Below are 23,144 nucleotides of genomic sequence, written 5' to 3' on the forward strand. Positions count from 1 at the left end.
ACCATGCAGCGAAGCGACAGGACACACACATTCCCCGCGGCGTATGCCCGGCGCGTCGGAGATGTCTTCGTTCGCATCGATGCGTGTCTCACTGATGCGCTGCACTATCTCGATCCGGTCATGCAACGCTCGCCCTTTTCCTCCCGCGTCGCTGACGCCGTTCCGGTCCAGCACCAGGTGATGCTCAGTGAACTCGAGTTGATCCGCAAGGCCATGCAGACGATCACCGCTCGCCATGAGTTTTCCCTGCCCGCGCCGCACAGAAGCTCCATCGAATCCTGCAGGCTCCGTGTCAGTGAAGCGATGCTCGCGCTCGCCGAACTTGATCCACGCGCTGCGAATGGAGCCGAGGTCAGGGAAGGCTGTGTGTTGACCGAGGCGCAAGAGGAAGACGCCTGCCGACTCGTCGGTCATTTGATGACCTTGCTCGACGGGCTGGAAAATGCACTCGCGCAGGACTTCGATATGACGACACGGACGGGAGAGACGCTCGACGGTCCCGGGTCGCCCGGCCCACAACCCGTCCCGGTCAGTCGGCCCGCTCAACCGCTCGCAGGCGAGCTGGAAAGGATTACCGCGTCGCACGGGCTCGGTGACCTTCACCGCCGTTGCATCGACTTCGCACGACATCTGACGTCGCCGGACGTCGTCGTCGGGTTCTTCGGTGCCGTGAGTGCCGGAAAGTCGTCGTTGCTTAACAGCCTGATAGGCAACGCCCTGTTACCCGTCGCAGCGCTGCCAACCACTGCCGTACCGGTCGAGATCCGTTACGGGAAAGTGGAGCGCGGGATCGTTGAGTTTGCCGTGTCGAAGGCTGAGCTGATTGACCGCGCCCGCATAGCCGAATTTGTCGACGAGCATTCGAATGTCCGGAACTTCCGCGGCGTGACGCGGATCACGTTTGAAACGCCCGCGGCGCTGCTCTCCGGTGGCACTACCGTCATCGACACCCCTGGCATCTCCTGGGACAACGGGAAGGATTGGGACATTGCACAGCCAGGCGCAACTACCGCGCCATGGTGCGACATCGCAGTCGTACTCATCTCGGCCGCGGCCCCCCTCACCCTTCACGAGGCCGCCCTCGTTCGACAGCTTGCCGGCCATGGCGCACGGGTTGTTGTACTCGTTACGAAGGTCGACCTTGTCGGTGCTGAGGACCGTTGGCGCATCTACGAACACGTCGTTCGCGGGCTCTGGCAAAGCACACAGCTGGAAATTCCCGTCTATCTGGTCAGCACACGGGAAGAAGACCCACCATGGCGCCGTGCGTGGATCGATGGCCCGTTTGCCGAAGCACTGGCACAGTGTCGGTTGCAGCGAGCGGAAATACGTCGGCGTCAACTCGCGACACTACGGCGCGACGTGCTTGACGCTCTACAGACCCGGCTCAGGTTGCACGCGCCTACCGCCAGTACGAGAGCGCAGTTTGATGACGCATTGCGAACCCTTGCCGCGCGCCGCGATGCCGTTCACGCTGCAATCGGCTACGAGGCAGACCCCGCAAAAGCGATCGACCGGACAATCAACCGGCTCATCGACGAGGTTGCCCACAACGCCTCCTCGCTGTGGTCCGAAACTCACGAGCTGTCGTTCGACGCAACGCGGCTACTCGAACTCGCAACGAACGCGCGCGCCCTGTCGTTTGCCAGCGCGGCGATGCGAGCCGTCGAGATCCACCATGCGAGCGCTCGTATCGCGCTCCGCGGACTCGATGACGTGTCTGGGCTAACCGGCGCGGTCCCCGCGCTTCCGGTCTCTTTCGTTGCTCCGGCTTTCGCTCTTCAGGACGATTTGCCGACGACGTTGCTGGCGAGGTCATGGGGCCGAGTCTTCGGGCGGTGGGGCTTCTACCTCGGTGCGCGCGTTGCACTGCGCTCCAGTCCGTCGGTGCAAGTCGTGAGCCGGGCACTCGACACCTACCTCCACCTGCTCGAGACGTCGAAACAACGAAGCCTGACCTCGCTGGCTCAGGCGCTCGCGGACCACATCGAGCGGTTCGACCATGTCCGCGACCATGGTGGCGAAGGGGGGCGGCAGAACGTACAGCGCTTGAAGGATGATCTGACGATCCTTCGCGCTACCGAGCACGATGATCTTTCCGGCAAATAAAGCCGCCGTCGTCGAGACGCACCGGCTTTGCATGGGTAACTGCCCCGACGCCGGACAGCCTCGATCGGCGCGAGGATCGCCAGCGTGTCAAGACTCGTCGACCCCAGACAAGGTACCCTCGGACTTGGCGCTGTCGTCCGGCGCGGCCTGACCTGTGCCGAATATCTCCTGATAAAGATCCTGGCCGAAGCTTGTCTGCAGCGGCTCGTCCTCCACGAGCCTGAAAGTGCGGACGCCGTCGTCCCGGCGTTCGGCCCGCAGAAACGTCCCCGGATACGGATCGTCATCGTAGAGGCCCTTCGCCAGGGTAAACAGATGCGTCACGAGAACAACCTTTACGTGATGGGACAGCAGCGCATCCACGATCTGCCGACCAATCTCCGAGCCTTCCCGCTCGTTGGTCGACGCGAACGACTCGTTCGAAAGGAACAGGTCGTTTTCCACCAGATGATCGACCACCTCGCTCATGCGTTTCAGTTCCTCGTCGAATTTGCCGCCGTGCATCGTGGCGTCCTCTTCGCGCTTGTAGTGCGTGAAGATCGCCTGCGCCACATTCGCCTCAAATTCCGCGGCACCCACAAACATGCCAGCCTGTAACAGCATCTGGGCGATGCCAATACTGCGCAGAAACGTCGACTTGCCACCCTGGTTTGCGCCGGTCACCACGATGAGGTCTTTACCTGTTGCATCGACGTCGTTCGCAACGGGTGGCTGCTGCATACGCAATGCGAGACTGACGTCATACAGCTTCTGGAAACGGTGGTGACGCTCACCTGGTGGGTGCACCGCGGGAAAGCAGACCGGCATCCCGCGGCTTGAAAGCTCGTGACGCAGGTTGAGGCAGCCAAGATAAAAGCCAAGCTCGGCCCGGAGCATGAAGAAGAAACTCTTGATGTGATCGGCCGATTGCGCCAGCGCGTTCGCCACGTAATTGAGGCCTCTTGCCTCGAGCTCCGAGACAGCCCGCGCGCCGTTTTCATCCCGCTCCGCGATATGAAAAGTCCGGGATGGCGGCCCTTTTGCGAGCAGTCGCTTGAAAAGATTCAGGTCCTTTTCGTGAGGCTTGCGGAGCACGTAGTCTTCGCCCTTGTTCCCACGCCCGGGACGCGCGCTGATGAGGACGCCACTGCTGAACTTCAGCTCCTTCAGGCACCGCGTGATGCTGACGAAATAGTCGTCCGTCAACTCTTCCCTCACCATCGCATAAAAGCGCCGGAAGCCGGCCGACACGAACTTCCCGACGTTGTCGTCAGCGACCCGGCGAAGCTTGCCCAACACACCGAGCATCGCCTGAATCAGATCTCGCGCACTGTGCAGCACACTGCTGGGCGACGCTGACAAGGCCCAATAGAACGTCTTGCGTTCAACCTCAAGCGCTTCGACCGCCATGGCGTAAAGCTGTCTGACTGTCTCTTCGTGTTCGACACAGTCCCTGAGGACAGCCTGCCGGTAAAGGATGGCATCGAGATCACTGAGGCTCAGGGGAAGAACCTTTCTGACCGTGTCATATAGATAGTCGTCGTTTGCGGACATGGCCCTGTAAAGCGTGTTCAGCTCCAGGTCCTGGTTGAGGGTACGTTCGTTCCAGAAATCGTCGCGCCCCCATGGGAAGTCATTCGCTTCATGGAGCAGATAGGCTTTCATGATGCCAGGCGCTCCCTGATACGTTCATAGGTGAGACCATATTGCTCGGCGATGGACAGCGCGTATGCGCGGCCATCGGCCGGACGCCTGCGGACACGAAACGTACGGACCGAGGGTCGGTCGGGGTTGATCTCGCTTACCATGCTCACGGTCTGTGGGCCCAGTCGCGCGAGTTCTTCGATGAACGTCACACAGACGCAGAGCGCGTCTCGCTCCATGATCTCGCCGATGATTTGCCGGCAGAGAAACAGCGCGTCCGCGAGCGTCGTCGAGCTGAAAATCTCGTTCATGAGGATGATGCTGCTGGCAGTGGACGCTTTGAGGATGCCATGCATTCGCATGAGGTCATCCTGAAGCTTGCCGCGCATGTCCAGGGTGTTTTCCTCGCGTTCGAAGTGTGCAAAGAGCCGATCGTAGAGAAAGAGATGCGAGTCGCGCCCCGGGACAGGCAGGCCCAGCCTCGCCAGAAAGTGCAGCTGCCCGAAGGTTCGAGCGAATGTCGTTTTTCCTCCGTTGTTCGGCCCGGAGACCACAAATATCCGCTCGGGGCCGTCAAGACAGAAATCGTTGCAGACGACATACACCTTATCGGTGCAGAGCTTGTGGGCCAGCACGAGATCGAAAGTACCGTTGCAGCGAACGGCCTTTGATTCAGCCGATACGATCGGATAGCTGAACGTCAGTCCCGCATCGCGACACAACTGGATATAGCTGCGATACGCGATGTAGAACTGGATCTCCCGGTCGAAGGCGGCAATGGTTGGGTCGAGAAAATCTGCATGGTTGCCGCAGAACGCTTCGAGCAAAAGAAACGGTTGAGGATTGAGTTCGGCCACACAGTCCAGGATCTGGGCCTCTACGTGGTTCATCTCGGGCCAGTCTTTCTGCGCCACGCGATGGTCCCTGGCTTCACCTTGCTTGAAGCGCTCGAAGAGATGAAGAACGTACGTGCTGTAGTCCCCCTCCTCGTTGTAGTTCAGGACCGTGACAGCACTTCCGTGGAGATGAATGCTGTAGCGCACCCCGGCCAGCGCCGACCGTGTTTCGTCGATATCACGCGACAGGCTAATAAATGCTTCGGAATCCACATATTCCTTGAGCCAGACGCTAAACGCTTTCAATCCTCTGGACGGTGGCCGTGCATCTGTCAGCTGGCTGGAGAACGCTAACATTCCCTGACAGTAACGCGAAGCCGCTTCAAGGAACCACCATTGCTTCTGCGGCTTGTAGTAGAACTTCTGGACGTCTCCAAGACAGGCGCGCACTTTTCGCATGACGAGTGCGAACGCCTGCACGGGAAGCAGTACATCAGGATTGTCGAGGTCTCGCATGACCTCGTGCCGGTACCTGACTGCGCTCTCCCCGTTCAGTTCGGTGCGAAAAAACGGAGTGAGGTTGTATTCGTCGAGCCCGCGCGTCACATCGGTCACGAACTGGTCGAGATTGAGGTCGCCGAAGAAGTCCGGTTCGTCAACATCGCCGGACGGCGGGCCGTCTTTTGGCCTTTCAAAGAGAATGCTATGGAATCCCATCGATACCCCCACCGCTCGCGGGCTTCATCAGCGCGCACGGAATCCTTCGGCTCGATCGGCTAGCCGAAAAGGATGATCACGATCTGGGATCTGCCGCAGCGGCAGTCAGGCACGGAGGGCCTCGCGCGGTTCCCGCGCACGCCTGCAGCACCTGTTCCCAGGCCTGTAGGCATCATTAGCCCCGTTGGGGGCGGTTCTAGGGGAGGAATGCCATCTCCTATCGGCAGCTTACGCCGACGTCACCAGGCTTACAAGTGCGCCCTGCTCGACCGTCAAGCCGACAATGGACAGCGCAATTGCGTTGCGCAAGTTCTGCGCCCGAGACGCCTCCACGAACCGCGCAATGGGATCAACACCGAGGACTTCCCGCAACCCAAGAGCAATGCAGCCTCGAGATGAACTGCATCAACGAGAGGCTTAGGTGGCTCAAGTGAGCCTTTCCGGGAGAGCGGTTAGCCGCCGCCACACTGGAGTTCGGTATCCCGCTCCTTCGACCGCCTGTCGCTGGTCGCCGTGATGGGTAATCAGCAGTGCTTTGATTAGAAAGTGAATTTATACGGGGTCACTAGGCTGAGCCTTGAGCGGCTTAGGTGCACCTAACCGGAAAAATGCACGAAAATCAAAGGCACCCCAATTGGCGAGCACCGGCTCACTGGCCATCGCCTCGTCGTAATGCGAGGATGTGCGACGCCTCCCCCACGCCCCGAGCGCTCGGCCGGAGCGGATGCGGGCCTAACCGTCCCGGCTTAACCGCGCCGATTACGATCCGCAGACTCATCGCCGATGATCAACTTCGAAACTTCGAGTGCAATCGAGAATGGCAACTCAAGAGCAAGGCCGTTGCGCTCGATGACGTAAGCGACACGGTTTGACCACCAGACTAACCGATGGAGGGGGCCGAACAAGGTAAACACTTAGACTCTGCAGAGCATAAACGCTCACCTTGCCGCTACCCCCAGTTCGCGTTCGATCTGGCCGATTTGTTCGCCCAGATATTTGAAGAGGTATTGGGCGTGACAGCAGAAGCCGCTTGAAGGGCTCGCAACGATAGCGACGCGCCGCCCGCTCATGCTGGCGGACGGCACGTCTTTCACCCGTTATGCGACGGGATCGTTCTCGCCCACATATCGCCCGCCATCGACGATAAATTCGCACCCGGTGCTAAAGCGCGATTCGTCGCTCGCAAGGAACGCAACGAGGTTCGACACGTCCTGCGGCTGACCCGGCTCGCGAATCAGCTGGTTCGGACGGATCGGGCTGTTCAGCCCCGCCGTCAACTCGGTCACGATACGTCCGGGGTGAATCGAGTTCACGCGAATCTTGTGCGGCCCGAGTTCCAGCGCCGACGCCTTCGTCAAACCGCGCACCGCCCATTTCGCGGCCACATAGCCGACCGTGTTCGGCAGGCCGATCATCCCCGCAATCGACGAGACGTTGATGATGCTGCCACCGCCCGCAGCGATCAGCGACGGCGCGATCGTCTTCGTGCCGAGAAACGTGCCGTGCAGATTCACCTTCACCACGGCGTCGAAGTCCTCGAGGCTCGAATCGAGCGTGCTACCGAGCTTCTGGATACCCGCATTGTTGACAAGGATCGAAAGCGGCCCGAAGGCCGCTTCCGCCGCCTCGCGCGCCACCTGCCACGAGGCTTCGTCGATCACGTCCAGATGCACGTAGCGCGCGGCCTCGCCCAGTTCGGCGACCAGCGCCTCACCTTCGCGATCCAGCAGATCGCCGATCACGACGCGCCCGCCTTCGGCAACGAAGCGCCGCGCGTGCGATGCACCCAAGCCGCGGGCGCCGCCCGAAACGAATGCCACCTTTCCTTCAAACCGTCTGCTCATTGCGATTTACCCCGCCTCATGTTGATCGTCGATCGTTGATTCATTCATCCCCAGGCGCTCGCGCAGCGTCTGCGATTGCCCGATGCCCGCCGATGGGTCGCGCAGAATACCGGCGCGCGCCAGTAACGGCACCACTTCGTCCACGAAGGTTTCGAGGTCTTCGGTCAGCACATGCGGCATCAGCATGAAGCCGTCGGCCGCCTCGCCGCGAAACCACGCTTCGATATGCGCGGCGATATCGGCCGGTGTGCCCGAGACCGCCACATGTCCACGGCTGCCTGCGAGCAGTGCCAGCAGTTCGCGCACGGTCTGCGGACGGGCGCGTTCGATCACCCCGGCGATCACGCTGAAGCGGCTGCGAATACCCTCGAATTTCTCGATGTCGCCGAGTTCCGCAGGTAATGGCGCATCGAGCGCCACGCCCGACAGATCGATACCGAAGCCCGCCAGCCACGCGAGCGAAGCCTCGGGTGCGATCAACGCATCGAGTTCGCGTTTGCGGCGCAACGCCTCGTCCGCGGTTGTGCCGATCGACGGACTGAAGCCCGGAATCACTTTGATGCTGTCCGGATCGCGGCCATTCGAGCGCGCGCGCTCGCGAATGTCGGTGCGAAATTCACGCGCGGCTTCCAGCGTGTTCTGCGCGGTAAACACCACGTCGGCGTAGCGCGCAGCGAAGTCGCGTCCGTCCGGCGAGGAGCCGGCCTGAACCAGCAGTGGCCGCCCCTGAACCGGCGCTGGAATGCGTGCATTGCCGTGCTCGCCCGCGCGCCATAACGCATGGACTTCCTCGACGGTCTGCGCACCGCGTGCGTAACGCTGCGCGTGCGGTACCGGTTTGGTCTGCCCGTAGTTCGCGCTCGCGGCCGGTTCGCCGGTCGTGACGATATTCCAGGCCGCGCGTCCATTGCTTACGTGATCAAGCGTCGAGAACGTTCGCGCGATTTCTTCCGGACTGGAGAAGGTTACCGAACCGGTCGCGATGAGGCCGAGATGCGAGGTCGTCGCGGCCACGCCCGCCATCAGCGTGACGGCATCGAGTTCCCAGCGCGGACTGTGCTGCACGCCCGGATAGAACACGAAGAAATCAGCGACGAACATGGCGTCAAATTGACCACGCTCGGCGATCTGCGCAATTTCCTGGTAGTAGGCAATGTCGCGCAACCGGCCGGGCTGTGCACCCGGCAGTCGCCAGGCCGCCTCGTGATGCCCGGTGACTAGCGCATTGACGAACAGGATCAACTTGCGGTCGATACTCAAAGCGCCTCCTTCGTGCGAGCCAATCCCGGCGAGTCGAGTTGCAGGCGCGCACGCAGCGTCATGCGTTCCGGCGATATGCCACGTGCATGTCGCGCCAGCGCGGCGACAAAATCCGGCCACATGGCGGCATCCGCTGGCAGATGGACGAGCGCATCGCGTCCCGGAGTCGATGCGTCGTCTGGTACTGCGTGCCGGTAACTTAGCGGCGTGACGGCAACGGTGAATGGCCCGAACGTGACACGCTCGCTTGCGAGTGGCTGCACGTCGGCGTGCGGTTCATCGCCCGCTACTTCGTCCATCGCATAAAGCGGCAGGTGACCCTGCTGCGGACGCGGAATGTCGAGCGGCCCCGCCACCTGGTAGTGCGCGCCCTCGTGCTGCACGGCCTGCACGCGGGACGCATCGACGTACACCCCCGAGTCCTTGTCGCAGTGATGCACATCTGGCGCCCAACTGTCCCACAACGCATGCACCACCTGCAGGTACTCACGTCGTTGCGCTTCGTCGACCGTGCGGGCGAGATGCCAGCCTGCACGTCCATTGCTCGCGTGATCGAGTGCGGCGAGACGACGCGCCGCGGTGTACGGCGGCACCACCCGCGGATCGATTCCGGCGACCAGCCCGATGCGCGAAGTAATACCCGCCAGCGCACACAGCAACGTAAGCGGCTCGAACCCACCCTCTTCGGTTCCGACCACGAAGGCCGTCGCGCCCGCCGTTTCCGCCGCCAGCACGAGATCGCGAAGCGCGCCGAAGCGCGTCCCGCACGCATTGCGCGCGTACAGATGCCAGTCGCCCAGCGATGCTGCTCCGACGAGATCAGTTGGCAAGGAAACCTCCATCGCAAGGGATGATGGCGCCGTTCACGTAGTCCGATGCGGCCGACGCGAGAAACACCGCCAGCCCGGCGAGGTCATCGGGCGTGCCCCAGCGTCGTGCCGGAATGCGCTCGAGCGTTCTCTCGACGGCCGCTGCATCGCCTGCTAGTGCATCAGTGAGCGCGGTGCGCATGAAACCCGGCGCAATTGCGTTGACCTGCACGCCGAATGGCGCCCAGTCGCACGCGAGCGAACGCGTGAGCTGCGCGACGCCGCCCTTGCTGACGCCGTACGCCAGCGCGCCCGTCGATCCCGCAAAACTGCGGATCGACGCGAGGTTGATGATCTTGCCCGCGCGCCGTTCGATCATCGTGCGGCCGATGATCTGGCTCATCAGGAACGCCGCGGTCACGTTGAGCGCGAGCGTGGCATCCCAGTCTTCGATCGAATGCGTGTGCCCCGGTGCGCGAAACTGGTGCCCCGCATTGTTGACGAGAATGTCGATGCGGCCATCGAAGCGTTGCAGCACGTCGTGCGTGGCGCTGTGCAGCGCGTCGCGATCCGCAAGGTCGGCCTGCCGCGCAAAAACGGGCTGTCCTTCGGCGGACCACTTGGCGAGCACCGCATCGGGCACCGGCGCGATATCGATGACGCCGACCCGCGCACCCGCGCGAGCCAGCGCCCGCGCGATGCCCGCGCCGAGTCCGTCCGCGCCGCCTGTCACCAGCGCATGACGTCCGGTGAGATCAAACAGCGATGCGTGGCTCATCGTCAGTGCGCCGCCGGAATGTCGATGAACGTATCCACGTCCACCGCGTTACGCGTCAGGCGGTTGTCCTGGAGGAACGTCACCGATCGCTTGAGTTCGGCACGTGCGCTGGCATCGACGGGCGGCACGAATTCCGAGCGCGAGAACGCGACGAGCGTCTGTTGCGGGGTCAGACCGAACACCGGCGCGAGCTGCGTCGCGGCGGCCTGCGGATGCTGGCGCAGTTCGTCCGCACCGCGCTGGATGGCGCGCAGATAGGCCGTCACATACTTCGGGTGCTGCTTGAGCACGTCCGCCGACGCGATGATCGGATTCAGATTGCTCTTCAGGCCCGCTCCGGTGCGCAGCACGCGAATCTGATGGGTCGTATCGAGCCGGACGAAAACCGGATCCCAGACGAGCGCCGCGTCGATATCGCCTTTCAGAAGCGCCGTGCCCATGTCGTCCAGACCGAGGTTCACGAACTCGACGTCCGACAGCTTGAGCCCTGCACTTTGCAGGATCAGCACCAGCAGTTCGTGCACATTGCCGCCGCGCAGGGTCGCGACTTTCTTGCCCTTGAGTTCGTCGATCGACTTGATGGGCGAGTCGCTACGCACCACCAGCGCCTGCGCCGCGCCGCCCTTGTACGACAGCCCGATCATGCGATCGTCGATACCCGACGCACGGCCGACCAGTGCTGGCGTATCGCCGAGCGCAGCGATGTCGATATTGTGCGACGCCATCGCCTCGTTGACGGGTGGGCCGCCTGCGAACTGAACCCATTTCACCGATACGTCGCCGAGCCCTTCCTTCTTCAGTTCTTCCTCGACCCAGCCGTTCTGTTTGGCGACGAGGCTGGCCGAATACGGCACGAAGGGCATGAAGCCGAGTTTCAGCGTGTCGGCAGCGTGCGCGGCGTGGGCACCGATGCCGAGCAAGACGGCAACGGTTGCGGCGGCCAGGTTGAAGTAGCGTTTCATTGGTTCTCCGTTTCTGCGATTAGCGTCGTGTGGTTTTGAAGAGGTACGAATGAAGCGTTCGCGCGTGCGCTCAGGCAAGCGTTGCCGCATCCTGCGAGTGCGCGAAGAACTGCTCGTAGAGCGCGATCCGCTGCTGGCCGAACGCCGGATCGGCGCGGTTGCGCGGACGCGTAAGATCGACCCGCGCGATATGCCGCACACGCCCGGGTCGCGCGGAGAGCACGACGATGCGATCGCCGAGATACACCGCTTCTTCGATGTCGTGTGTGACGAGAATCGTGGTGATGCCCTCGCTCGCCTGCAGGCTCAGAAACTCGTCCTGCAACTGCATGCGAGTGATCGCGTCAAGCGCGCCAAACGGCTCGTCCATCAGCAGCACGCGCGGGCGTTGCGCGAGCGTGCGGGCAATCGCCACGCGCTGCGCCATGCCGCCCGATAGCTGCCCCGGCCAGGCGTCGCGAAACGCACTCAGCCCGACCAGCGCCAGCTTTTCTTCGGCGATCCGCCGGCGCTCCGCTTCCGGATGCCGATGCAACGCGAGTTCGACGTTCTGCTGCACGCTCATCCACGGCACGAGCCGGTGATCCTGAAACACGAAACCGCGATCGAGACCCGCCGCTTCGACCACCGCCGATCCGACCACCACGCGCCCTGCGTCGGCGCGCTCGAGCCCCGCGACGATGCGCAGCAGCGTGCTCTTGCCGCAACCGCTCGCGCCGAGTACGCACAACACCTCGCCGGCCGCGACCGTCAGGTCGATGCCCGCGAGCACCGGCACCGCGTCGCCGTCGGGGCGCGTAAATGTCTTGCTGACGTTCTCGATCGCAACCGGCACGCTGGCCGCCGCGCCTTCGCGTCTGACCCTTGCGGCCGGCGCGCGGAGCGCCTGTGCTTCTGCCTCTGCTCCTGCGTATGCGTTGCTCATGCTCACAATCCTGCGAAATGGGCGCGCCAGCGCACCAGACGTTTTTCGACGAGACGCAGCAGGTCGTCGGTCAGCTTGCCGAGCACACCGAGCACCAGCATCCCGCCGATGACGAGATCGGCCTGCGACATCGCGCGTCCATCCATGATGAGAAAGCCGATGCCGCTCGACGCCGCGATCAGTTCCGCCGCGACCACGCACATCCACGCCATCGCGAGACCCAGGCGCAGCCCACTGATGATCTGCGGCAGCGCGCCGGGAATCATCAGCCGGAAGATGAACAGGCGGCGCGGCAGTTCGAGCACTTTCGCGAGTTCGACATAACGCGCGTCGGTCTGGCGGATCGCATCGACGGTGCTGGTCAGGATCGGAAAGAACGCGCCGAGCACTATGATGAAAATCTTCGCGCCCTCGTCGATACCGAACCAGAGGATCGACAGCGGGATCCACGCGATGGGCGGCACTGGCTTGAGCACCTGCATCAGCGAATCGACCACGCGGTTGAACGGGCGGTACAGCCCCATCCCAACGCCGAGCGCGATGGCCACGACCGCCGCGAGCAGATAGCCCTCGAGCACGCGGATGCCGCTTGCACGCACGTCGCGCCACAGGTCGCCGTTGGTGGCGAGGTACTGGAGCGTACCCAGCACGTAGAGCGGCGACGGCAGCAGGGTCGCGGGAATGACGCCAAGCGACGAGCCCAGTTGCCACAGCAGCACGATGGCGAGCGGCAGCAGCCAGGCGGTCGCCTTGTGGCGCAAGGCGGGCAGACGCCACGCATGAGCGGATTTCAAGATACGGCTCCACGATGTTGCGCTTCGTGCGCGAGCCGGGCCTGCATGGCCGACACGAAACGGCAGAGATAACGCCGGGTATCCCGCGGATCGATGATGTCTTCCACGCCGAACGCCTGCGCGGTCGCCCACGGCGAGGCCAGTTCGCGCAGTTGCGCTTCCAGTTCCGTGCGGCGCTGCGCCGGATCGTCGGCGGCGGCGATCTCGCGCCGGAAGGCGACATCCACGCCGCCTTCGATCGGCAGCGAACCCCACTCCGCCGACGGCCACGCGAGCTTCAGACCGAGCCCGTTCTTCTCGGTGGTCGCCATGCCGCCCATGCCATAGCACTTGCGCACGACGACGGTGAGCTTCGGCACGCGTGCACGCACGGCGGCAGCGACCGCGTCCATTCCCGCGCGCAGCACGCCGTCGCGTTCGGCCTGCACACCCACCATGAAGCCAGGAATATCGACGAAGAAGACCAGCGGGATATGGAACGTGTCGCACAGCCCGATAAAGCGCGTCTGCTTGCGCGCGGCATGCACGTCGAGCGCCCCGCCGCCGCTTTGCGGGTTGTTGGCGATCACGCCGACCACATGCCCGCCGAGGCGTGCGAATGCGCAGATCACCGACGCGCCATGCGTCGGCTGAAGCTCGAAGAACGAATCGTCGTCGACCACCATCGACACGAGCAGCCGCATGTCGTACGGGCGGCGCCGGTCGGAGGGCACGATATCGAGCAGGAATTCCTCACGGCGTCCGGGTGGATCGTTGGGCGGCAGCACCGGCGGCGTTTGCCCCGCATGCTGCGGCAGATAGCTCAGAAAGCGCCGGATGAGTTCGAAGGCTTCTTCTTCGGTGTCGACGGCCTGATCGATGGTGCCGGCCGTATCCACTGCGACACGGCTGCCGCCCAGCGCCTCGCGCTCGGGCGTCTTGCCCAGCGAGCGTCCGACGACGGCCGGTCCGGTGCAGAACACCTGACTCTGGCCGCGCACCATCACCGAGAAATGCGACAGCACCGCGCGCCCTGCGGGACCGCCCGCGGCTGCGCCGAGCACGGCGCTCACCACCGGCACGCGATCCATCAGCGCCACCGAACGCTCGAAACCATGCACGCCCGGAAAGACCGTGTGACCGCGCTTAAGCGCGCCGGTCACCGAGCCGCCGCTGCCGTCGATCAGGTTGACGAGGGGAATCCGGTATTCATATGCGAGGTCTTCGACAAACCCGCCCTGACCGCCTTTGCGCCGGTCGCCCGCCCAGCTCACGCCGCCACGCACGGTGAAGTCTTCGCCGCCGATCGCGACGTTGCGTCCATCGATCTGCGCGAGCCCCATCACGTAAGGGGCAGGCATGACCTTGCGGCCGTCCGCATCGGCCTCGATCGATTGGCCCGTCAGTTTGCCGACCTCCTGGAACGAGTGCTCGTCCACCACGTGCGCGATGCGCTCGCGGATGGTCAGGCGCCCTGCCGCATGATGGCGCGCCACCGACGTCACCCCGCCCATCTGCTCGGCCCACGCATGGCGCCGTTGCAGTTCTTCCACTTCGCGATCGAGTCCGGCGTTCATGCCGTGCTCCGCGACGCGCGCACGATGCCCGCTTCGACCAGCCGCGCGTACTCTTCGGATGATTTTCCGAGCACGTCCTTGAGGATGCGTTCGCTGTCGCGCCCGGGCGCGCCGCCCGCATGACGGATCGCCCCTGGCGTGCCGGACAGTTGCGGCAAGGGCGCCGTCACCGTGACATCGCCGAGTGCGTCGTGCGGCACGCGTCGCAACATGCCGCGCACCTGGAAGTGCGGATCCGCGAAGATGTCGGCCATCGTGAAGACGCGCGACGCAGGCACTTCGTGTTCATGCAGCCGCGTTTCGAGTGCCGCAACCGGGAGAGACGCGCACCAGCGCGCGATTTCGTCGTCCAGCGCCGCCTGATTGCGGATGCGGGCGGCCGCGTTCGCGTAACGCGCGTCGGTAGCGAGATCGGCGCGGTCCATCGCATGGGCAAGCCGGCGGTAGACCGCATCCGCCATCGCCGCAATCGCGATGAAGCTGCCGTCGGCGCTTTCATAGAGGCTGTTGGGCACGCTGCCCGCCAGACGCGAGCCGCTGCGCGCCGGCACCGTGCCGTGTTGCGCGAACGCCGGCACGAACGGCTCCATCATGCTGAAGGCGCTTTCATACAGCGCGGCATCGACGCACTGCCCGCGCCCGGTCTGCTGCCGCGACAGCACGGCAAGCGTCGCACCGAACGCGGCATACAGCCCCGTCAGGTAGTCGGTCATCGACACGGCAACACGTGCGGGCGGGCGATCCGGATCGCCCGTCATGTGGCGGATGCCACTCATCGCTTCGCTGATCACGCCGTAACCCGCGCGCTCGCGATACGGACCGGTCTGTCCGTATCCGCTGATGCGCACCATGATGAGCCGCGGGTCGATCGCGCTTAGCTCGTCGTAGCCAAGGCCCCATTTCTCCAGACTGCCCGGCTTGAAGTTCTCCACGACGATGTCGCTTTTCAGCGCCAGTTCACGGGCGAGCGCGCGGCCTTCTGGCTGACGCAGATCGATCGTCACGAGCGACTTGTTGCGGAGGATGCTCGCGGCGTACAGCGAGGTTCCGTTGCAGTGTTCGCCCATCGTGCGCAGCGGGTCGCCCTCGGGCGGCTCGACCTTGATGACATGCGCGCCGAAATCGGCGAGCAGCCGGCCGCAGAATGGGCCGGCCACCGTCGAGCCGAGTTCCAGCACCTGCAGGCCGGCGAGCGGCAGGGGCATAGCGTGCGCCGCGTCGTGCGGCATCCGGTCGGTAGGGTCGCTCATCCGGGTCTCACAGTACGAAGTTGCGATAGCGCACGAACCATTCGAGTCCGCTACGCATGTTTTCCTTGCGCAGCGCTTCGGCCGCGTCTCCATCGCCGCGATGCAGCGCATCGAGCACCGCGCGATGCTCCTTGAGCGCCTGTTCGCCGCGCCCCGGCAAAATGATGATGCGGCGCGTGAGTACGCTGATCTTGTCGCCGATGCTGTCGAGCATGTCGCGCAAGGTGCGATGGCTGGCCGCTTCGATGATCTGCAGCCGGAAGCGCTGATAGGTTTCGGTGAAGGATTCGAAATCGCCTTCCTTCAGATAGCGCGGCATGGCTTCGTCGAACAGCTCGACGAGCGGCGCCCACGCGTCGGGTGTCGAGTTCTGCGCAGCGAGGCGCGCACACATGCCTTCCAGCGGCTCGCGCACGGTGAAGATCTCGACGATCTGGTCGAAGTCGAGCCGGCTCACCACCGCCCCCTTGTTCGGAATGCGGTCGATCAGCCCACGCAACGCAAGACCGACGAACGCTTCGCGCACCTGGGCGCGTGACACGCCGAATTCGTCGGCGATGTCCACCTCACGCAACAGCGCGCCCGGCGGCACGATCTGCCGGGCAATGCGTCTGCGCAGTTCGGTTTCGAGATCGGCCGGCCGTGCGGCACGGCGAGGCGCGCCAGCCTCGTCCGGCACCGTCGCGCGGGCCGTATCGCCGCCTGACGTGTCGAGCAGCGCGGCTGCCTTACTCATAGCGTTGCACCACGGTTTTGATGACCGACATTTCGTCCAGCGCGGCGAGGCCCTTTTCGCGGCCGTATCCGCTCTTGCCGACACCGCCGAACGGCAGTTCAACCCCGCCGCCCGCGCCATAGCAGTTGATGAAGACCTGACCGCTGCGCACCTGCCGCGCGACACGCGACTGACGCGAGCCGTCACGCGTCCAGACACCCGTAACGAGCCCATACGACGTCGCATTGGCGAGCGCGACGGCATCGTCTTCATCGTCAAAGGGCAGCGCGCACAGCACTGGCCCGAAGACTTCCTCGATCGCGATGGGGTGCGTGCGCGGCACGTTGCCAAGCAGCGTCGGCGCGTAGAAATAGCCCGCCTGCGGCGCGTCGCTCGCGATGCTGCTGGTAGCGATGCGCTCGACGCCTTCGCCAATTGCGGCGTCGACCAGCCCCGCCACGCGCTGCCATTGCCGGCGATTGATGAGCGGTCCGCACGCGTGATTGCCTTCGGGCACGCCGACCTTCAGTTCGCGAAAGGTCGCGGCGAGTCGCGCCAGCCATTCGTCATAGCGCGAGCGTGCGATCAGCACCCGGCTGCCGGCCGAACACGTCTGCCCGGCGTTCTGAACGATCGCGTTGACGATCGCCGGCAACGCAGCGTCGAAATCAGCGTCATCGAAGACAATTTGGGGCGACTTGCCGCCCAGTTCGAGCACGCAAGGCGTGTGATGCAACGCTGCCGCCTGCTGCACGAGCGTGCCGGCCTGCGGCGAACCCGTGAAGGTAATGAAGTCGATATCCGGATGGGCGCTCAATGCCGCCCCGGCTTCGCTGCCAAGCCCCGTCACGATGTTCAGCACGCCCGGCGGCAGTCCGGCGTCGATCAGCAGTTGCGCGATGCGCAGCACCGTCAGGCAGGCGTCTTCGGCTGGTTTGAGCACGGCCGCGTTGCCCGCAGCGAGCGCCGGCGCGATCGAGCGGCCGAACATCACCGCCGGGTAGTTCCACGGAATGATGTGCGCGGTCACGCCATGCGGTTCGCGCACAGCGATCGCCTGATGCCCCTGAAGAAACGGGATGACGTGGCCGGCGACCTTGTCGGCTGCGCCGCCATAGAACTCAAAGTAACGCACGGTGACGTCGATCTCCGCTCGCGCCTGACGCAACGGCTTGCCGGTATCGCGCGCCTCGATGGCCGCCAGTTCGTCGGCGTGTTCGAGGATGAGCGAAGCGGCACGCGCGAGCAGACGTCCACGCTCGAGCGCGCTGGTGTTCCGCCACACGCCAAGCGATGCGCGACGTGCCGCCGCAACGGCGCGATCGACGTCGGCGGCACTACCTCGTCCGATCGTCGAAAAGGTCTTGTCGTGGCTGGGATCGATTACGTCGATCGCCGTTTCGCTGTCCGGTGTACACCAGAGCCCATCTATCAGCAGGGTTTGCATGGTTTGCGCGCAGTGCAATGCACTGCCCATTGAAGTCTCAATGGCCGTAACAGTACGTTCCGGCATGCGTCGAACAAACCAATATCTACAGATAAGAAAACAACTTAAGCGAATAAGTTAAAGCAGGATCGCAGACAATCCTGTCTGCAATGACTTTCGATTCACTTGACGGCGACGTGACGGTGCGCGCAGCGGCGTCGGCATAAACAAACCTCTTTTCGTTCGTTGTGCGCGGCGAGCATGCACTCAATAATCGACCGCACTCTTCCGCCTCTTTCCTCTCGCGCAGCGTCGCCGGACTGGACGCCTGCGTCTGACAAAACTCCGCCTTGCATCGAGCATCCATATGTCGACCAGCACCGTGCAACACACGCAAGAAGAGTCTTTTGGGCCCGACGTGAAACGGCATGATGTGCCCGTACTGGACTCGCACCTCCACACCGTCGAACACGGCACGGGCGACCCGGTCGTGTTTCTGCATGGCAATCCGACGAGTTCCTATCTCTGGCGGAACATCTTTCGCGATCTGACCGGACGCGGACGTCTGCTTGCGCCCGACCTCATTGGCTACGGACGCTCCGGCAAACCCGACATCGACTACACACTCGACAACCAGCAGCGCTACGTCGACGCGTGGTTCGACGCGCTGGATCTGCGCAACGTCACGCTCGTGCTGCAGGACTACGGCGCGGCCTTCGGATTGAACTGGGCGAGCCGTCATCCGGATCGCGTGAAGGCGGTAGCCTTCTTCGAACCTGTCATCCGCAGTGTGGATTCGGCCGCGCTGCCCGCCGAGTTCATCGCCACGCGTGCGCGGTTGCGTCAGGTAGGCGTTGGCGAACGTTTCGTTCTGGAAGAGAACCGGTTCATGACGGAGCTGTTTCCGTGGTTCTTTCTGAAGCCGCTGGGAGCGGATGCACTCAAGGAATATCAGTCGGCCTTTCCGGCGCCCGATTCACGCAAGGCGGTGCTCGCGGGGCCGCGCAATCTTCCTGTCGACGGTGAGCCCGCAACCAGCGTTGTGTTTCTCGAACTCGCGATGGAATGGCTCGGCAGCAGCCCGACGCCGAAGCTACTGCTCACCTTCAACCCCGGCTTCCTGATGACCGATGCGCTCGTGCGCTGGAGCCGCGAGACGATCCGCAATCTCGAGATCGTGGAGGCAGGCGAAGGCATTCACTTCGTACAGGAAGAACGGCCTGAAGCGATTGCGCGGCTGGTGGGGGATTGGCTCGACCGGGTTTGGGCCGTAGAGGGCCTCTAACCAAGATTCAGTCTTATGCCCTGCAGAGGATAAGGCTGGATCTTGGTCAGATCCCATGGAGGTTTACTCCAAGCATTTCGACTTTCCGCAGTGCATCCGCGTCCGGGCTCCAGCTCGCGGGCTGCCGATCTTCGAATGCGATAAACGACAGGTTGCCAATCGATACTGCTCGCATTTACCGGCGACCTCCCCTTCGTTCTGTTAAATGCACTATTGCCCGTTAGCTGCCAGTGAGCCCGTGGGCAAAACAGGCCAGCAAACACAGCTAATGTCCGTTTTCAACCAAATCGGCTTACTTCGTCGTCGCCGTATTGGCCCACGTGCCCTGAAACCCTGAAATCAGCAAGACGGCCGACTCTAGTCGGCTATCCACAGGACGATCCGAATACCGGAATTTTGGGAGAGCGAAACGAAGTGCAGAAACTGTTTTTTTCGGACACCGAGGGGGGCGCTTTGTTTAACAGCGCAAGCGACCTAATCTCACCGCTTCTTGATGGCCCTGGAGAGCCAAGCTCTGGCAACACGGGAAAGCCTCGGCAGGTGCTCTCTATCCTCGCCTCGACGCTCCGTGATGATCCCGGTACACATATCGACGCATTCGTCACATATCGCCGCATCAGAGATCCCCCGAATGAGCAGGTTCGCAACATGCTGACTGTTGCCGCAAAAGTCGCAGAGCAATACGTCGTTGGCGCTTTTCATTGTGTACCCTTCACCACTTCATCGACCAATTCGGCCCCAAGCAACGTGACCGACAGCAGCGTGACCGCCTCGCCGGGACGCCACTCTGCCGTCCATCTATCCGATTGTGAACTGCCACCTTCGCTAACGCTCACGGAGCAGTCCAAAGTGTCTGTTCCATCGCCGCGCTCGATGCGCCGCTCGACGTGCACCGAACCTACTGCGATCCTTACGCGGTACTTTTTGCTTATACGCATCGCGGCGTTCTGGAACGCGTCGGAGCACTGAGAGCGAGCGGATTTCACTTGATCTCCGCCTGTGCGCGATCGCTGGATCTCGTATAACGCGCAAGCCACCGCGGCGACCATCGCGATCACCAGGCAGGCGCAGCGCGCTCTCGCCACAATTGGGCATCCAGTGTCCGTCACGTTCCCCGTCGTCCATTGAATTTGGCTAGCCGGCGCGGCTATGGCGCTACATCGGACACCGACATTGTCGTTTGATTTCGTGACCTCGCTGCGATCTCCGGAAGCTCGCAGCTGCGCGACTTTGGATCTGTTCCGATCGGCGGTCGCCGCGATAACTGCTTCGACATACTGATCGACTGTTCACGGGATGATTTTCGCGCAGAATTGGCGCAAGACCCAATCTCAATGACCTCGAACCAGCTCGACCCGCCCGAGGATACTGCTTTCAAGATTACTGGCCCACGGCAAGATAGCGCTGGCGATGAGCACGTCTTTTCCTATTCGTAGTCGGCAATCTGGTGTCTTCGCGACTCGCCAGCCCGAAGCTGTGGAGGGTTGAGAACGATGCCCCACGCCTGTAGCAAGCCATCAAAGCACGGCTCCGCGCCGCGCAGGCGCACGGCGGGCAGCGCGATGCCCGTTGTCCGATATTGCACGCGGTCCTTTACACTGGCGCCGCGGCGGACATCGCGCGCAAGCGCACCACATCGAACAGCGTACTGCACCGCGTCTGATGCAGATCGCGAACTCATAAGGCCCGACGCGACAATGTCGTTTACGGTCGCGCTGGGGCGTTCACGCAGCCACGCAACGATCGTTTCCGCCATTTTGTGCGTGCTCATTTTCGTGTTTCCATCGCTCGGCCTTCGATGAGAAACTGCTCCCGGTCTTGCCCTTTAATCCAGGTCGGCTCACGTCCCAAACCGCTCCATGTCGCACCGGACACAGGGTCGCGATACTTCGCACGTTTGCCCCCTGACTTGGGCCTGTGCTTGTCTTTCGATTGCACAAACACCTGCTCTGGGGTCAACGCGTATTCCCTGACTATTGCACGGACCTTCTCAATCGCATCGGCGACCTCCAGCCCTCTTGCCGCATCGATTTCCTGTTGCAGCGCTTCACGTTGCTTCAGCAGTTCACGGTAGCTTGCCACTCTGTTCTCCAATTCCTTGTCGTTCAACGCGGTCGCGCCATCACCGTTGCCCCATACCGCCACCGCAGTAGCGGATCGGGTGCCAGCGCAGGTACTTCTTCAGTGCATTGACTTCGACGCACGATTTTTATCGTTCGCCGCCGCGGCACTCGCCACGAGTGCGTGGACTTGCTTCCCGAACATCGCTTCCAATCGCTTTCTGGCGAGCGCCACGCAGTCCGCCTCGACGCCCTCGCCTGCCGCCATTCCAGCCTGAACAGATGCCCTTTCGGCTATACCGAGCACAGCGACAGCTTCATCCCGTGGCAGGCCGGCAGAGATCGCCTGATCGATGAACCGTTCGGCCCCTTCTCCGAACTTCGCGCGTAGGGTGTCCATGAGTTTCTCCGTCGTCAATTCACGCGACGCCAGGCGTCGGCTATCTCGCCGTATATGATCGGCACGAATTCGCTACCCTCGAAGGAGACTGGATGGTCGTTTTTCGGATAGTTCAGCCCCTCGGGGGCACGAAGCATGTCGAGAATACGCGAGCTGTGTTTTCCCGATACGGCCACCTCAGCGAGAACTTCCGATTCGATCTTGTGCAAAAGCGACCACGTCAAGATTCCAGCGGCGCGATGGCGCATCACAACAACAGGCACAACGTCCTTGACGGCCGCGTGCGCGGCAAACAGCACATCCATCATTTCTCCGACCGTTTCCGTGATGACTCGCTCCGGGGACCTCTTGCTGGGTGGCAAACAGACCAAGGCGCTCCGCCACATCCCAACCATGCGCTCTGCGCACACATCGGCATATCGGCCACGTACGCGTAATCTGTAGCCGCTATGGCCCGCGACCGGCGACGCGCCGCCTGCGCGACGCAGCCGCCCGCTCAGCGCGCGAGACGCCGGCCCGATTCGGCAACCCGGGCCGCCGGAGGGTGCACGAACCGACGGCCAAAGCGGGTCCGGACCGCCCAGCCCACCGACGTGTCGACACGCCGCCTCGTTCGCGAGTGTCCCCTGTGCGCCTTTGCCCCGCACGCGATGGACCCGCCCGCCTACTGAGGCGGACCGTCTTTGACCGCAATCTCCAGTATGCACACGTCGGGCGGATCACACCAGGGTTTACCCAAATCTGACAACAATCCCCTCCACGCTGGGCACTTAATCTTAAGCATTCGCTTACCTAGACTGTCCTCATGGTTACGAACAAGGTGTTCGGACCAGCACAAGACAAAATCTGGAGGTAAGTATCATGAAGAACCTTATTCAAGCCGTTGTTGTCGCCGCTGCCCTTGCTGCTCCGGTTGCTGTGTTCGCGCAGTCGAACCAGCCCGTCACTCGCGCGCAGGTGCGTGCCGAGCTCGTTCAACTCGAGAAGGTTGGCTACCACGTCGGGGACGGCGACCAGGCGCACTATCCTGACGCAATCCAGGCCGCCGAAGTCAAGGTTGCGCTCCAGAACAATGCAGTCGGCGGCGTTGCCGGTGGTTCTTCCGCGTCGGGTGCGGCTGTTGCCCTTCGCCCTGCCGACGACGGCATGAAGCCCGTCTACTTCGGTCAGTAACCCCGCCAACCCGGCGAGTAGCCGGGGGCTGCTATCGGGCGCGCGGTGAATCTGCGCGCTCCACCCACATTCAGGAAACGCGCCCGCTCGCACCGTTGCGAGCGGGTCCGTTCCACTTCGGGTACCTCCGCGGTCGTGAGCGCACTTGTGCCCGACGGCTTCGCCGGGATCCTGTCCAAGGTCCCGGCGCTTTCACCAGCGGCATGCAGCGCGTGAACGTGCGACCTGCTCAACCGCGTCCTTCATCAGCGAATTCGCCGGTGCCGAAGCTGTCGCTACGAGACCACCCGATCGCTCACCACGCGATGCTCACGTCGAACGACAAAAGCGCACCGCCTGACACCATCGGGTTACCACAAGCTTGCTGATCGCCCGTTTCGCGCGGTGTCGGAAGCGAACCGATCGTTGCTGCAACTCAAGCAATCGCAGCCAAACCCGTTGCCCTTCCCATGGCCATGATATCCTGGTCCCTGCAATACGAAGGAGCATTGGATGAACCCGATTTTCATGTCGCGTGCGGATGCGATTCGCACCGTGCTGCGCGCCCAGGATGCAGCGTCCGGGAAGAAGAGCGGGCGCGGTCGTATTCAAATCGGTCAGCGAGATAGCAACAAAGCTTGAT

23 protein-coding genes and 1 riboswitch are annotated in these 23,144 nt (G+C 63.0%); of the genes, 4 read left to right on the top strand and 19 right to left on the bottom strand.

Translation table 11 applies throughout. From position 1 onward, the window contains the following. The first annotated feature begins 3 nt into the window (after positions 1–3). Positions 4–2,109, top strand: coding sequence for a dynamin family protein (locus C7402_RS07340; RefSeq protein ID WP_116610118.1), 2,106 nt, complete (start codon positions 4–6; stop codon positions 2,107–2,109). 87 nt (positions 2,110–2,196) lie between these two features. Here C7402_RS07340 and C7402_RS07345 read toward each other — a convergent pair whose 3' ends face one another. The 13 genes from C7402_RS07345 to C7402_RS07405 form a co-directional block, all read right to left on the bottom strand. Continuing rightward, a complete protein-coding gene (locus tag C7402_RS07345) occupies positions 2,197–3,753 on the bottom strand; it encodes a MutS-related protein (RefSeq protein ID WP_116610119.1) in 1,557 nt (518 codons plus the stop codon). Continuing rightward, a complete protein-coding gene (locus tag C7402_RS07350; RefSeq protein ID WP_116610120.1) occupies positions 3,750–5,285 on the bottom strand; it encodes a MutS-related protein in 1,536 nt (511 codons plus the stop codon). The genes C7402_RS07345 and C7402_RS07350 overlap by 4 nt, the downstream gene beginning before the upstream one ends. 159 nt (positions 5,286–5,444) lie before the next feature. After that, positions 5,445–5,512, bottom strand: a riboswitch (Fluoride riboswitch). A gap of 870 nt (positions 5,513–6,382) precedes the next feature. Then, positions 6,383–7,129 carry an SDR family oxidoreductase gene (locus C7402_RS07355; RefSeq protein WP_112174947.1) on the bottom strand — a complete coding sequence of 249 codons (747 nt, stop codon included), beginning with the start codon at positions 7,127–7,129 and terminating at the stop codon, positions 6,383–6,385. Between the two features lie 6 nt (positions 7,130–7,135). Beyond that, complete coding sequence (locus C7402_RS07360) at positions 7,136–8,389, bottom strand: LLM class flavin-dependent oxidoreductase (RefSeq protein WP_208948904.1); 1,254 nt, start codon at positions 8,387–8,389, stop codon at positions 7,136–7,138. Continuing rightward, entirely contained in the window at positions 8,386–9,219 is an 834-nt protein-coding gene (locus C7402_RS07365; RefSeq protein ID WP_208948905.1) for an LLM class flavin-dependent oxidoreductase, read from the bottom strand. The genes C7402_RS07360 and C7402_RS07365 overlap by 4 nt, the downstream gene beginning before the upstream one ends. Beyond that, the gene (locus C7402_RS07370) at positions 9,209–9,976 is read right to left on the bottom strand and encodes an SDR family NAD(P)-dependent oxidoreductase (RefSeq protein WP_112174945.1); all 768 of its coding nucleotides are present in this window, start codon (positions 9,974–9,976) and stop codon (positions 9,209–9,211) included. The genes C7402_RS07365 and C7402_RS07370 overlap by 11 nt, the downstream gene beginning before the upstream one ends. Positions 9,977–9,978: 2 nt before the next feature. Then, positions 9,979–10,938, bottom strand: coding sequence for an aliphatic sulfonate ABC transporter substrate-binding protein (locus C7402_RS07375; RefSeq protein WP_112174944.1), 960 nt, complete (start codon positions 10,936–10,938; stop codon positions 9,979–9,981). 70 nt (positions 10,939–11,008) lie between these two features. Then, positions 11,009–11,863: an ABC transporter ATP-binding protein gene (locus tag C7402_RS07380; protein WP_112174943.1), complete on the bottom strand. Its 855-nt coding sequence runs from the start codon at positions 11,861–11,863 to the stop codon at positions 11,009–11,011. A 2-nt stretch (positions 11,864–11,865) separates the two neighbouring features. After that, positions 11,866–12,657 carry an ABC transporter permease gene (locus C7402_RS07385; RefSeq protein ID WP_165841811.1) on the bottom strand — a complete coding sequence of 264 codons (792 nt, stop codon included), beginning with the start codon at positions 12,655–12,657 and terminating at the stop codon, positions 11,866–11,868. Further along, positions 12,654–14,213, bottom strand: coding sequence for an acyl-CoA carboxylase subunit beta (locus tag C7402_RS07390; protein WP_112174942.1), 1,560 nt, complete (start codon positions 14,211–14,213; stop codon positions 12,654–12,656). The genes C7402_RS07385 and C7402_RS07390 overlap by 4 nt, the downstream gene beginning before the upstream one ends. Next, on the bottom strand, positions 14,210–15,463 hold the full coding sequence (locus C7402_RS07395) for a CaiB/BaiF CoA transferase family protein (protein WP_224043853.1): 1,254 nt from the start codon (positions 15,461–15,463) through the stop codon (positions 14,210–14,212). Before C7402_RS07395 ends, C7402_RS07390 begins: the two co-directional genes overlap by 4 nt. 7 nt (positions 15,464–15,470) lie before the next feature. Further along, on the bottom strand, positions 15,471–16,199 hold the full coding sequence (locus tag C7402_RS07400) for a GntR family transcriptional regulator (protein WP_116610121.1): 729 nt from the start codon (positions 16,197–16,199) through the stop codon (positions 15,471–15,473). Beyond that, positions 16,192–17,625, bottom strand: coding sequence for an aldehyde dehydrogenase family protein (locus tag C7402_RS07405; RefSeq protein WP_112175064.1), 1,434 nt, complete (start codon positions 17,623–17,625; stop codon positions 16,192–16,194). Before C7402_RS07405 ends, C7402_RS07400 begins: the two co-directional genes overlap by 8 nt. A 346-nt stretch (positions 17,626–17,971) precedes the next feature. On the opposite strand from C7402_RS07405, the gene C7402_RS07410 reads away from it, so the two are divergent. Then, the gene (locus C7402_RS07410; RefSeq protein ID WP_112174939.1) at positions 17,972–18,889 is read left to right on the top strand and encodes a haloalkane dehalogenase; all 918 of its coding nucleotides are present in this window, start codon (positions 17,972–17,974) and stop codon (positions 18,887–18,889) included. Between the two features lie 480 nt (positions 18,890–19,369). Here the strand turns inward: C7402_RS07410 and C7402_RS48270 are convergent, their stop codons facing one another. From C7402_RS48270 to C7402_RS07440, 6 genes are all read right to left on the bottom strand, one after another. Further along, a complete protein-coding gene (locus C7402_RS48270) occupies positions 19,370–19,591 on the bottom strand; it encodes a ClpX C4-type zinc finger protein (protein ID WP_112174938.1) in 222 nt (73 codons plus the stop codon). Continuing rightward, on the bottom strand, positions 19,588–19,875 hold the full coding sequence (locus C7402_RS07420) for a hypothetical protein (RefSeq protein WP_133254425.1): 288 nt from the start codon (positions 19,873–19,875) through the stop codon (positions 19,588–19,590). The genes C7402_RS48270 and C7402_RS07420 overlap by 4 nt, the downstream gene beginning before the upstream one ends. 440 nt (positions 19,876–20,315) lie before the next feature. Then, the gene (locus C7402_RS07425) at positions 20,316–20,660 is read right to left on the bottom strand and encodes a hypothetical protein (protein ID WP_112174936.1); all 345 of its coding nucleotides are present in this window, start codon (positions 20,658–20,660) and stop codon (positions 20,316–20,318) included. Beyond that, on the bottom strand, positions 20,657–20,971 hold the full coding sequence (locus tag C7402_RS07430; RefSeq protein WP_116610427.1) for an H-NS histone family protein: 315 nt from the start codon (positions 20,969–20,971) through the stop codon (positions 20,657–20,659). The genes C7402_RS07425 and C7402_RS07430 overlap by 4 nt, the downstream gene beginning before the upstream one ends. A 99-nt stretch (positions 20,972–21,070) precedes the next feature. Continuing rightward, entirely contained in the window at positions 21,071–21,349 is a 279-nt protein-coding gene (locus C7402_RS07435) for a hypothetical protein (protein WP_112174935.1), read from the bottom strand. A gap of 14 nt (positions 21,350–21,363) precedes the next feature. Continuing rightward, entirely contained in the window at positions 21,364–21,654 is a 291-nt protein-coding gene (locus C7402_RS07440) for a DUF2471 family protein (RefSeq protein ID WP_112175062.1), read from the bottom strand. 556 nt (positions 21,655–22,210) lie between these two features. On the opposite strand from C7402_RS07440, the gene C7402_RS07445 reads away from it, so the two are divergent. Beyond that, a complete protein-coding gene (locus C7402_RS07445; protein ID WP_112174934.1) occupies positions 22,211–22,522 on the top strand; it encodes a DUF4148 domain-containing protein in 312 nt (103 codons plus the stop codon). Positions 22,523–23,014: 492 nt separating this feature from the next. Further along, complete coding sequence (locus C7402_RS47965) at positions 23,015–23,143, top strand: hypothetical protein (protein WP_258397278.1); 129 nt, start codon at positions 23,015–23,017, stop codon at positions 23,141–23,143. Position 23,144 lies beyond the last annotated feature (1 nt).

The organism is Paraburkholderia unamae (assembly GCF_003096875.1).
GTDB lineage: Bacteria > Pseudomonadota > Gammaproteobacteria > Burkholderiales > Burkholderiaceae > Paraburkholderia > Paraburkholderia unamae.